Raw genomic sequence first — 11,181 nt, forward strand, 5'->3', positions numbered from 1 at the left:
CGGACGGCAGCACTTGTGCTGGCTGAACTGGGGGACATTCAACGCTTCGGCAGCAGCCGAGCGGTCACCGCCTTTGCAGGGCTCAATCCCAAGCTACAGGACTCGGGGATACTCAAAGGGCATGTGCAGATTTCCCGCATGGGGTCAGCCAGGTTGCGCGCAGGGCTCTACATGCCAGCCATTACGTCCATGAGCCGTAACCCTGCCATTCGGGCAATGGTCGAGCGGATGAAAGCCAGAGGCAAAGCCGGCAAACAGATCGTCTGCGCGGCGATGCGTAAATTGCTCTGTATCGCCTATGGCGTGTTGAAATCCGGCGAACCGTTCAACCCCGAACTCGCTATTGCGAAGTGAGGGGCAAGACGGTATCTACCGAAGCCACACCATTCGTAGGTCGAATTGGCCGAAGGCGTAATCCGACATTCCTCACCGCAATTTGACAATCCCCCACCATTCAGCTTTCGTTGACGTAAAGGTAAAGCACGGTTCGCCGATTATTGCCAGTCGCGCGACGTCCACTGATCAGAACAACGACAGGCAGGTGGCCTCATGAACCATTCCGTGCTCAATTTCGCGCTTGGCGAAACCCTCGACATGCTGCGCGATCAGGTGGCGGGTTTCGTTGCCGACGAACTGGCGCCACGCGCCGAAGCCATCGACCGCGACAATGCCTTTCCGCACGACATGTGGCGCAAGTTTGGCGACATGGGCCTGCTCGGCGTGACCGTTCCCGAACAATACGGCGGCGCCGGCCTCGGCTATCTGGCGCATGTGCTGGCGATGGAGGAAATCAGCCGGGGCTCGGCCTCGGTGGCGCTGTCCTACGGCGCGCACTCGAACCTGTGCGTCAACCAGATCAACCGCAACGGCACCGCCGAGCAGAAGGAAAAGTACCTGCCGAAACTGATCAGCGGCGAGCACGTCGGCGCACTGGCCATGAGCGAACCCAATGCCGGTTCCGATGTGGTCTCGATGAAGCTGCGCGCCGAGAGAAAAGGCGACCGTTTCATCCTCAACGGCAGCAAGACCTGGATCACCAACGGCCCCGACGCCAACACCTACGTGATCTATGCTCGCACGGTCCCGGACGCGGGCGCCCACGGCATCAGCGCCTTTATCGTCGAGCGCGACTGGAAAGGCTTCTCCCGTGGCAACAAGTTCGACAAACTCGGCATGCGCGGTTCCAACACCTGCGAGCTGTTCTTCGACGATGTCGAGGTCCCGGAAGACAACCTGCTGGGCGCCGAGAACGCGGGCGTCAGGGTGCTGATGAGCGGCCTGGATTACGAGCGCGTGGTGCTCGCCGGAGGCCCGGTCGGCATCATGCAGGCCTGCCTGGACGTGGTGCTACCCTATATCCACGACCGTCAGCAGTTCGGCCAGAGCATCGGCGAGTTCCAGTTCATCCAGGGCAAGGTGGCCGACATGTACGTCCAGCTCAACGCCAGCCGAGCCTACCTCTATAGCGTTGCGCAGGCCTGCGACCGTGGCGAAACCACCCGCAAGGACGCCGCCGGGGTGATTCTCTACACCGCCGAGGCGGCGACGCAGATGGCGCTGCAGGCGATCCAGATTCTCGGCGGCAACGGCTATATCAACGAGTTCCCCACCGGGCGCCTGCTGCGCGACGCCAAGCTCTACGAGATCGGCGCCGGCACCAGCGAGATTCGCCGCATGCTGATCGGACGCGAGCTGTTCAATGAAACCAAATAATAAAAGCCGCTGGAGGCTAAAGGCTGGAGGCTGGACGAAAGCAGCCGCAGCCCCCGTTCAGCCTCCAGCCTATAGCGCTTTTATCGAGGGCTTTATGGCTATCCTGCACACCCAGATCAACCCCCGCTCGCCGGAGTTCGCCGCCAACCACGCCGCGATGCATGCGCAGGTGAACGACTTGCGCGCCCTGCTCGAGCACATTGCCGAGGGCGGCGGCGCAACCGCCCAGCAACGCCATGTTTCACGCGGCAAGCTGCTGGTGCGCGAGCGTATCGACACCTTGCTCGATCCCGGCTCGGCGTTTCTCGAACTGTCGCCGCTGGCCGCGCACGAGGTCTATGGCGAAGAGGTACCCGCCGCCGGCGTGGTGGCCGGGATCGGTCGCATCGAAGGCGTCGAATGCATGATCATCGCCAACGACGCCACGGTAAAAGGCGGCACCTACTACCCGCTGACGGTGAAGAAACACCTGCGCGCCCAGACCATCGCCCAGGAAAACCGCCTGCCCTGCCTCTATCTGGTGGATTCCGGCGGCGCCAACCTGCCGCGCCAGGACGAGGTGTTTCCCGACCGCGAGCACTTCGGGCGGATCTTCTTCAACCAGGCCAACATGAGCGCCATGGGCATCCCGCAGATCGCCGTGGTGATGGGCTCCTGCACCGCCGGCGGGGCCTATGTGCCGGCGATGGCCGACGAAACCATCATGGTGCGCGAACAGGCGACCATCTTTCTCGCCGGTCCGCCGCTGGTCAAAGCCGCCACCGGCGAGGTGGTGACCGCCGAGGAACTGGGCGGCGCCGAGGTGCACTGCAAGACCAGTGGCGTCGCCGATCATTACGCCGAGAACGACGAACACGCCCTGGCCCTCGCCCGCCGCTGCGTGGCCAATCTCAACTGGCGCAAACAAGGGCAATTGCAAGCGCGCGAACCCAGACCGCCGCGCTATCCGGCGGACGAGCTGTACGGCGTCATCCCGGCCCAGAGCAAACAGCCCTACGACGTGCGCGAAGTGATCGCGCGGCTGGTGGATGACAGCGAGTTCGATGAATTCAAGGCACTGTTCGGCACCACCCTGGTATGCGGTTTCGCCCATCTGCACGGCTACCCCGTCGCCATCCTCGCCAACAACGGCATCCTGTTTTCCGAAGCGGCGCAGAAAGGCGCGCACTTCATCGAGCTGGCCTGCCAGCGCGGCATTGCGCTGCTGTTCCTGCAGAACATCACCGGCTTCATGGTCGGGCAAAAGTATGAAGCGGGGGGAATTGCGAAGCATGGCGCCAAGCTGGTCACCGCCGTGGCCTGCGCGCGGGTGCCGAAGTTCACGGTGATCATCGGCGGCAGCTTCGGCGCGGGGAATTACGGCATGTGCGGGCGCGCCTACGACCCGCGCTTCCTGTGGATGTGGCCCAACGCCCGCATCGCCGTGATGGGTGGCGAACAGGCCGCCGGCGTACTGGCGCAGGTCAAGCAGGAACAAAGCGAGCGCGCCGGTAACAGGCTCGGCGCTGACGAAGTGGCGGCCATCAAACAGCCAATCCTCGAACAGTACGAGCGCCAGGGTCACCCGTACTATTCCAGTGCAAGACTGTGGGATGACGGCGTGATCGATCCGGCGCAGACGCGCGACGTGCTGGGCCTGGCAATCTCGGCCAGCCTCAATGCGCCCATCGAGCCGACACGCTTCGGCGTGTTCCGTATGTAAAGCCGCTCTGTACTGGAGTTCAAATGACTGATTTCACGACCGTACAGCTTGAAACCGACCCACGCGGCTTCGCCACCCTCTGGCTGAATCGTCCGGAAAAGCACAACGCCTTCAATGCCGAAATGATTCGCGAACTGGTACTCGCCATCGATCAGGTGCAGGCGGACCCTTCGTTGCGTTTCCTGCTGTTGCGCGGACGCGGGCGGCATTTCTGCGCCGGTGCCGACCTGGCCTGGATGCGGCAGTGCGCGGCGCTGGATTTCGAGGCCAATCTCGGCGATGCGCGCCAGCTGGGCCAACTGATGTACAGCCTCTACCATTTGAAACTGCCGACGCTGGCCGTGGTTCAGGGCGCGGCGTTCGGCGGTGCGTTGGGGCTGATTGCCGCCTGCGACATGGCCATCGGCGCGAGCAGCGCGGAGTTTTCGCTGTCGGAAGTGCGTATCGGCCTCGCCCCGGCGGTGATCAGCCCGCTGCTGTTCAAGGCCATCGGCGAACGCGCGACACGCCGCTACGCCCTGACCGGCGAGCGCTTCAGCGCTGAAAAGGCCGGCGAGCTGGGCCTGCTGTCGGATATCTACGCAGACGAAGAACTGGATGAGCGCCTGGGCGGCTGGACAGACAACCTGCTGCGCAACGGCCCGCACGCCATGCGCGCCTGCAAGGACCTGCTGCGCGAAACGGCCAGCGCATCGCTCAGCCCTGCCCTGCGCCGCTACACCGAAAACGCCATCGCGCAGATTCGCGTCAGCCCCGAGGGTCAGGAAGGACTGAATGCCTTTCTGGAAAAGCGCCGCCCCGCCTGGCAGGAGACACAGTCATGAGCCGCCCCCTCGACACCCTGCTGGTGGCCAACCGGGGCGAGATCGCCTGCCGCGTGATGCGCACCGCCAGAACCATGGGCCTGACCACGGTGGCGGTGCACAGCGCCATCGACCGCGACGCCCGGCATGCCCGCGAAGCCGATATCCGTATCGACCTCGGCGGCGCTAAACCGGCTGAGAGCTATCTGCTGATCGACAGGATCATTGCCGCCGCGCACAGCAGCGGTGCCCAGGCGATTCACCCCGGCTATGGCTTTCTGTCCGAGAACGCCGCTTTCGCCCACGCCGTGGAAAACGCCGGCCTGATCTTTCTCGGCCCACCCGCCTCCGCCATCGACGCCATGGGCAGCAAGTCCGCCGCCAAGGCACTGATGGAACAGGCCGGCGTGCCGCTGGTGCCCGGTTATCACGGCGACGATCAGGCGCTGGAGCGCTTCCGCGCCGCCGCAGAAAACATCGGCTATCCGCTGCTGCTCAAGGCCACTGCCGGGGGTGGCGGCAAAGGCATGAAGGTGGTCGAGCGCGAGGCCGATCTGGCCGAAGCCTTGCAGTCCGCCCGGCGCGAAGCGCAGTCGGCGTTCGGCGATTCACGCATGCTGGTGGAAAAATACCTGCTCAAGCCGCGCCACGTGGAAATCCAGGTGTTCGCCGACCAGCATGGCAACTGCCTCTACCTCAACGAGCGCGACTGCTCGATCCAGCGACGCCACCAGAAGGTCGTCGAGGAGGCGCCCGCGCCCGGCCTGACGCCGGAGCTGCGCCGCGCCATGGGTGAAGCGGCGGTCAAGGCGGCGCAGGCCATCGGTTATGTCGGCGCCGGCACCGTGGAGTTCCTCCTCGATGCCACTGGCGAATTCTTCTTCATGGAGATGAACACCCGCCTGCAGGTGGAGCATCCGGTCACGGAGATGATCACCGGGCTGGATCTGGTGGCCTGGCAGATTCGCGTCGCCCGCGGCGAGCCATTGCCCATCAACCAGGAGCAGGTGCCGCTGAACGGCCATGCCATCGAGGTGCGGCTGTACGCCGAAGACCCGGACAGGGATTTTCTCCCCGCCACCGGCTGCCTCGACCTGTACCGTGAGCCGGAAGCCGGACCCGGTCGGCGCGTAGACAGCGGCGTGAGCGAGGGCGATAGCGTCTCGCCCTTCTACGACCCCATGCTCGGCAAGCTGATCGCCTGGGGCGAGAACCGCGAGCAAGCGCGCCTGCGCCTGATGGCGATGCTCGCTGAAACCCATATTGGCGGGGTTCGCACCAACCTCGCCTTCCTGCGGCGCGTGCTCGGCCATCCGGCGTTTGCCGCCGCCGAGCTGGACACCGGCTTCATCCCGCGCCATGCGGATGAATTGCTGCGTAAAGCCGGCGAGCTGACGGATGAGTTCTGGCCGCTGGCTGCCGAGCTGTTCGTCGAAACCGAACCGGCTCGGGTACGCAGCGATGATGTGCATTCACCTTGGGCGAAACGTGAAGGCTTGCGCTTGGGCATGCCTGCGCAAAGCCATGTGCATTTGATGTGCAACGGTGAAAGCCGTCGGGTACGCCTCGGGGCAGCGTCCACAAGGGTCTCGCGCCAGCCAAAGGCCATTCGCCAGGGTCATGTCCTGTATCTGCAATGGAACGGCGAAATGCAGGCGGTCACTGCCTTCGACCCCATTGCCGAGGCGCAGGCCGACCACTCGCATCAGGGCGGGCTGACCGCCCCCATGAACGGCAGCATCGTCCGCGTGCTGGTCGAGGAAGGCCAGGCGGTGGAAGCCGGCACCGCGCTGATCGTGCTGGAGGCAATGAAGATGGAACACAGCATCCGCAGCGCCCAGGCCGGCGTGGTCAGGCAGTTGCTCTGCAGCGAAGGCGAGATGGTCAGTGAAGGCGCGCTATTGCTGGAGATGGACGAGTCCTGAATATCGTAGGGTGGAAAACGCCGAAGGCTTTTCCACCACACACGCAAACCATGATCAGGTGGAAAATGCTGCGCAGTTTTCCACCCTACGGAGCACTTATGACCCTGCCCAAACACGTTCGTCTGGTCGAAGTCGGCCCGCGCGATGGCCTGCAGAACGAGAAGCAGCCGATCAGCATCGCCGACAAGGTGCGGCTGGTGAACGACCTCTCCGCTGCCGGTGTGCAGTACATCGAGGTCGGCAGTTTCGTCTCGCCCAAATGGGTACCGCAGATGGCCGGTTCCGCCGAGGTGTTCGCCCGGATCGAACAGATGCCCGGCGTGACCTACGCGGCGTTGACGCCCAACCTCAAGGGGCTGGAAACGGCCCTCGAAGCGGGCGTCAGCGAAGTCGCGGTGTTCGCCGCCGCATCGGAAGCCTTTTCGCAGAAGAACATCAACTGCTCCATCGACGAGAGCCTGGCGCGCTTCGCTCCCCTGCTGGAAATGGCACGCGCCAATGGCGTGCAGGTGCGCGGCTATGTCTCCTGCGTGCTGGGCTGCCCCTATGAAGGTGAGGTCGATCCGGCGCATGTTGCCCATGTCGCGCGCGAGCTGTTCGCCATGGGCTGCTACGAGATATCCCTGGGCGACACCATCGGCACCGGCACCCCCGGCAAGACCCGCCAGCTGATCGAAACCGTCAGCCACGGCGTACCGCGCGACAAGCTCGCCGGGCATTTCCACGACACCTACGGCCAGGCGCTGGCGAACATCTATGCGAGCCTGCTCGAAGGCCTCTGCGTATTCGACAGCTCGGTCGCCGGGCTCGGCGGCTGCCCCTACGCCAGGGGTGCCAGCGGCAATGTGGCCAGCGAGGACGTGCTGTACATGCTCGACGGGCTGGGTATCGACACCGGCATCGACCTGGATGCGCTGGTTGCCGCCGGGCAGCGCATCAGCGATGTGCTGGGCCGGACCAACGCATCGCGGGTCGCGCGGGCGCGGCAGAACGCGGTCTGACGGGCGTTCGAGGAAGACAGCCATGGCACAGCAGACCTACAGCATTTCCGATCTGGCCAACGAGCTGGACATCACCACCCGCGCCATTCGCTTCTATGAAGAACAGGGCATGCTCGCCCCCACACGGCGTGGCCAGGAACGCATCTACAGCCCCAGGGACCGCGTTGCCCTGAAGCTGATCCTGCGCGGCAAGCGCATCGGCTTTTCCCTGGCTGAATGCAAGACGCTGATCGAGCTCTACGACCCCAGGGCCGGCAACCGGAAACAACTGCAGATCATGCTCGACATGATTGCCGAACGCCGCCAGCAACTCGAACAGCAGCTGCTGGATATCCAGCAGATACAACGGGAACTCGATACCGCCGAGGAACGCTGCCTGAAGGCCCTGGCGGGCCGCTGAAACAGACGGGCCTACACCTGCAACAGTCGCTCGCGCAGTTTGTGGATCTCGTCGCGCGTCTGCGCTGCGGCTTCGAACTCCAGATCACGGGCATGGGCGAGCATCCTTTCCTCTAGCTGACGGATGCGTTTGGTGATCTCGCTGGGTGAACGCAGCTCATTCTCGTAGCGTGCCGCTTCCTCCGCCGCCTTGGCCTCGCCACGCCGTTTCTTGCTGCGCGAACCCGGCACGGTGGCGCCTTCGAGAATGTCCTGGACGTCCTTGACCACGCCCTGCGGCACGATGCCGCGGGCCTCGTTGAAGGCGATCTGCTTGTTGCGCCGGCGCTCGGTCTCGTCGATGGCGCGCTGCATCGAGCCGGTCATGTTGTCGGCATAGAGAATCGCCCGACCGTTGAGGTTGCGCGCCGCGCGGCCGATGGTCTGGATCAGCGAACGCTCGGAGCGCAGGAAGCCTTCCTTGTCCGCATCGAGGATCGCCACCAGCGACACCTCGGGCATATCCAGCCCTTCGCGCAGCAGGTTGATGCCCACCAGCACGTCGAACACACCCAGGCGCAGGTCGCGAATGATCTCGACCCGCTCCACGGTGTCGATATCCGAATGCAGATAGCGCACCCGCACGCCATGGTCGCCGAGGTAGTCGGTCAGGTCCTCGGCCATGCGCTTGGTCAGGGTGGTGACCAGCACACGCTGCTCCTTGGCCACGCACTTGTTGATTTCCGAGAGCAGGTCATCGACCTGGGTCAGCGCCGGGCGCACCTCGATCTCGGGGTCGACCAGGCCGGTGGGGCGCACCACCTGCTCGACCACGCGCCCGGCGTGCTCAGCCTCGTAAGGCCCCGGCGTGGCGGAAACGAAGATAGTCTGCGGGCTGATCGCCTCCCATTCATCGAAGCGCATGGGCCGGTTGTCCAGCGCCGACGGCAGGCGGAAGCCGTATTCCACCAGGGTTTCCTTGCGCGAGCGGTCGCCTTTGTACATGGCGCCGACCTGCGGCACGCTGACGTGGGACTCGTCGATCACCAGCAGCGCATCGGCCGGCAGGTAGTCGTACAGGGTTGGCGGCGCCTCGCCACTGTCGCGCCCCGAAAGATAGCGCGAGTAGTTCTCGATGCCGTTGCAGTAGCCCAGCTCCATGATCATTTCCAGATCGAAGCGCGTGCGCTGCTCCAGGCGCTGCGCCTCCACCAGCTTGTTCTGGCTGCGCAGGTAGTCCAGCCGGTCCTTGAGCTCGACCTTGATCTTCTCCACCGCCTCCAGCAGCGTTTCGCGCGGCGTCACGTAGTGGCTCTTGGGATAGAAGGTGAAGCGCGGTAGCTTGCGGATCACCTCACCGGTCAGCGGATCGAAGGCCGACAGGCTTTCCACCTCGTCGTCGAACAGCTCGATGCGCACCGCTTCCAGGTCGGATTCGGCGGGGAAGATGTCGATCACGTCGCCACGCACGCGGAAGGTCGCGCGGGCGAAATCCATGTCGTTGCGGGTGTATTGCAGGCCGGTCAGGCGGCGCAGCAACTCACGCTGATCGAGGCGGTCGCCGCGATCGACGTGCAACACCATCTTCAGGTACGACTGCGGATCGCCCAGGCCGTAGATGCACGACACCGTGGTGACGATGATGGCGTCCTTGCGCTCCAGCAGCGCCTTGGTCGCCGACAGGCGCATCTGTTCGATATGGTCGTTGATCGAGGCATCCTTCTCGATGAAGGTATCCGACGACGGCACGTAGGCTTCGGGCTGGTAGTAGTCGTAATAGGAAACGAAATATTCCACCGCGTTGCGTGGGAAGAAGGACTTGAATTCGCCGTAGAGCTGCGCCGCCAGGGTCTTGTTCGGCGCCAGCACCAAGGTCGGGCGCTGTACGTGGGCGATCACGTTGGCGATGCTGAAGGTCTTGCCCGAGCCCGTCACGCCCAGCAGCGTCTGGTGCGACAACCCGGCCTCGATGCCTTCGATCATCTGCCGAATGGCTTCGGGCTGGTCACCGGCGGGCTTGAAACGCGTGACCAATTCGAACTGCGACATATGGACCTCTTGGTTGACGGACCTGCTGGGGTATCGATTGTGCCATTTCATGCGCCGCACGGCAGTGAAGACGGTCGGCAGTGCGCCCATGTGAACGGACCGATTCTGGCAGAAAAACCATCCCGGCATTCGCAACGAAAGCCCGGGATGGCTATAATCCTGCCCGTTTGCCCGCAGCCCTCAGCGTGAAGCGAGGGTGCTGTATCACTCACCTTCTTCTCTTCGAGCCTCCCCACCATGAGTTTGTTCTCTGCTGTCGAAATGGCGCCGCGCGATCCGATTCTCGGCCTCAATGAAGCCTTCAACGCCGACACGCGGGCGAACAAGGTCAATCTCGGCGTTGGCGTCTATTACAACGAAGAAGGTCGCATTCCCCTCCTGCGCGCAGTCGCTGCGGCGGAAATGGCGCGTCTGGAGCTGAACGCACCACGCGGCTACCTGCCCATCGAGGGTATCGCCAGCTACGACATGGCGGTCCAGGGCCTGCTGTTCGGCGCGGATTCGGCGCTGGTCGCCGGGGGTCGCGTCGTCACCACCCAGGCTCTGGGTGGTACCGGCGCGCTGAAAATCGGTGCCGACTTCCTCAAGCGCCTCCTGCCGGACGCCGTGGTCGCCATCAGCAACCCGAGCTGGGAAAACCATCGCGCACTGTTCGAATCCGCCGGTTTCGCCGTGCAGAACTACAGCTACTACAACGCAAGCAGCCATGACGTCGACCGCGCGGCCATGCTCGAAGACCTGAACAATCTTCCGCCGCGCTCCATCGTCGTGCTGCACGCCTGCTGCCACAACCCCACTGGCGTCGACCTGCTGCCCGAAGACTGGAAGCAGGTGCTGGAAGTCCTGCGCGCCAGGGATCACGTGCCCTTCATCGACATCGCCTACCAGGGTTTCGGTGACGGCATCGAGGAAGACGCCGCCGCCGTGCGCCTGTTCGCCGAATCCGGCATGAGCTTCTTCGTCTCCAGCTCCTTCTCCAAATCCTTCTCGCTGTATGGCGAGCGCGTCGGCGCGCTGTCGATGGTCACCCAGAGCCAGGAAGAATCGACCCGCGTGCTGTCACAGATCAAGCGCGTGATCCGCACCAACTACTCCAACCCGCCGACCCATGGCGCCACCGTGGTTTCTGCCGTGCTCAACAACGCCGAACTGCGCGCCATGTGGGAAACCGAGCTGGGCGAGATGCGCACCCGCATCCAGGAAATGCGCCTGAGCATGGTCCGCCAGCTGGCCGAGAAAGGCGCCCGGCAGGACTTCAGCTTCGTCGCCAAGCAGCGCGGCATGTTCTCCTACTCCGGGCTGACGGCCGCACAGGTCGAGCGCCTGCGCGTGGAATTCGGCGTCTACGCCATCGGCACCGGACGCATCTGCGCCGCCGCGCTGAACCACAACAACCTGGACCACGTCACCGACGCCATCGTGCAGGTAATTTGAGCCAGTCTCAGGGTTGACTTCCCCTTGATAAACAGTAGGATACGCACCGCAGTTCCGCGATAGCTCAGTCGGTAGAGCAAATGACTGTTAATCATTGGGTCCCTGGTTCGAGTCCAGGTCGCGGAGCCAAATTCAGAAGCCTCGGGTAATACCGGGGCTTTTTTGTGGCTGCAGGA

General features: G+C 63.9%; 9 protein-coding genes and 1 tRNA gene. 9 read left to right on the top strand and 1 reads right to left on the bottom strand.

Features of this window, described 5'->3' with window-relative positions; all coding sequences use genetic code 11:
- The 7 genes from G7020_RS14850 to G7020_RS14880 all read left to right on the top strand — a co-directional run.
- Nucleotides 1-354, top strand: a 354-nt coding sequence (locus G7020_RS14850) for a transposase (RefSeq protein WP_181085763.1), incomplete at its 5' end; no start/stop codon positions are given.
- 195 nt (nucleotides 355-549) lie between these two features.
- Entirely contained in the window at nucleotides 550-1,713 is a 1,164-nt protein-coding gene (locus G7020_RS14855; protein ID WP_181085765.1) for an isovaleryl-CoA dehydrogenase, read from the top strand.
- Between the two features lie 94 nt (nucleotides 1,714-1,807).
- Nucleotides 1,808-3,415, top strand: a complete 1,608-nt coding sequence (locus tag G7020_RS14860; protein WP_181085767.1) for a carboxyl transferase domain-containing protein — start codon at nucleotides 1,808-1,810, stop codon at nucleotides 3,413-3,415.
- 23 nt (nucleotides 3,416-3,438) lie between these two features.
- Complete coding sequence (locus G7020_RS14865) at nucleotides 3,439-4,239, top strand: gamma-carboxygeranoyl-CoA hydratase (RefSeq protein WP_181085768.1); 801 nt, start codon at nucleotides 3,439-3,441, stop codon at nucleotides 4,237-4,239.
- Nucleotides 4,236-6,143 carry an acetyl/propionyl/methylcrotonyl-CoA carboxylase subunit alpha gene (locus tag G7020_RS14870; RefSeq protein WP_181085770.1) on the top strand — a complete coding sequence of 636 codons (1,908 nt, stop codon included), beginning with the start codon at nucleotides 4,236-4,238 and terminating at the stop codon, nucleotides 6,141-6,143. The genes G7020_RS14865 and G7020_RS14870 overlap by 4 nt, the downstream gene beginning before the upstream one ends.
- A 98-nt stretch (nucleotides 6,144-6,241) precedes the next feature.
- On the top strand, nucleotides 6,242-7,144 hold the full coding sequence (locus G7020_RS14875) for a hydroxymethylglutaryl-CoA lyase (protein WP_181085772.1): 903 nt from the start codon (nucleotides 6,242-6,244) through the stop codon (nucleotides 7,142-7,144).
- Between the two features lie 22 nt (nucleotides 7,145-7,166).
- The gene (locus tag G7020_RS14880) at nucleotides 7,167-7,544 is read left to right on the top strand and encodes a MerR family transcriptional regulator (protein WP_181085774.1); all 378 of its coding nucleotides are present in this window, start codon (nucleotides 7,167-7,169) and stop codon (nucleotides 7,542-7,544) included.
- A gap of 11 nt (nucleotides 7,545-7,555) precedes the next feature.
- Here G7020_RS14880 and uvrB read toward each other — a convergent pair whose 3' ends face one another.
- Nucleotides 7,556-9,571, bottom strand: a complete 2,016-nt coding sequence (uvrB, locus tag G7020_RS14885) for an excinuclease ABC subunit UvrB (protein ID WP_181085776.1) — start codon at nucleotides 9,569-9,571, stop codon at nucleotides 7,556-7,558.
- A gap of 237 nt (nucleotides 9,572-9,808) precedes the next feature.
- Here uvrB and G7020_RS14890 point away from each other — a divergent pair, with 237 nt between their 5' ends.
- Together G7020_RS14890 and G7020_RS14895 are read left to right on the top strand one after the other, a co-directional pair.
- Complete coding sequence (locus tag G7020_RS14890) at nucleotides 9,809-11,005, top strand: amino acid aminotransferase (RefSeq protein ID WP_181085778.1); 1,197 nt, start codon at nucleotides 9,809-9,811, stop codon at nucleotides 11,003-11,005.
- Between the two features lie 53 nt (nucleotides 11,006-11,058).
- A tRNA-Asn gene (locus G7020_RS14895) sits at nucleotides 11,059-11,134 on the top strand.
- The last annotated feature ends 47 nt before the right edge of the window (nucleotides 11,135-11,181 follow it).

The organism is Stutzerimonas stutzeri (genome assembly GCF_013522825.1).
GTDB lineage: Bacteria > Pseudomonadota > Gammaproteobacteria > Pseudomonadales > Pseudomonadaceae > Stutzerimonas > Stutzerimonas stutzeri_AK.

Bases quoted from the DNA above. Each gene is read 5' to 3' on its own strand.
- G7020_RS14855 (WP_181085765.1), top strand. From the start codon at position 550: ATGAACCATTCCGTGCTCAATTTCGCGCTTGGCGAAACCCTCGACATG.
- G7020_RS14860 (WP_181085767.1), top strand. From the start codon at position 1,808: ATGGCTATCCTGCACACCCAGATCAACCCCCGCTCGCCGGAGTTCGCC.
- G7020_RS14865 (WP_181085768.1), top strand. From the start codon at position 3,439: ATGACTGATTTCACGACCGTACAGCTTGAAACCGACCCACGCGGCTTC.
- G7020_RS14870 (WP_181085770.1), top strand. From the start codon at position 4,236: ATGAGCCGCCCCCTCGACACCCTGCTGGTGGCCAACCGGGGCGAGATC.
- G7020_RS14875 (WP_181085772.1), top strand. From the start codon at position 6,242: ATGACCCTGCCCAAACACGTTCGTCTGGTCGAAGTCGGCCCGCGCGAT.
- G7020_RS14880 (WP_181085774.1), top strand. From the start codon at position 7,167: ATGGCACAGCAGACCTACAGCATTTCCGATCTGGCCAACGAGCTGGAC.
- uvrB (WP_181085776.1), bottom strand. From the start codon at position 9,571: ATGTCGCAGTTCGAATTGGTCACGCGTTTCAAGCCCGCCGGTGACCAG.
- G7020_RS14890 (WP_181085778.1), top strand. From the start codon at position 9,809: ATGAGTTTGTTCTCTGCTGTCGAAATGGCGCCGCGCGATCCGATTCTC.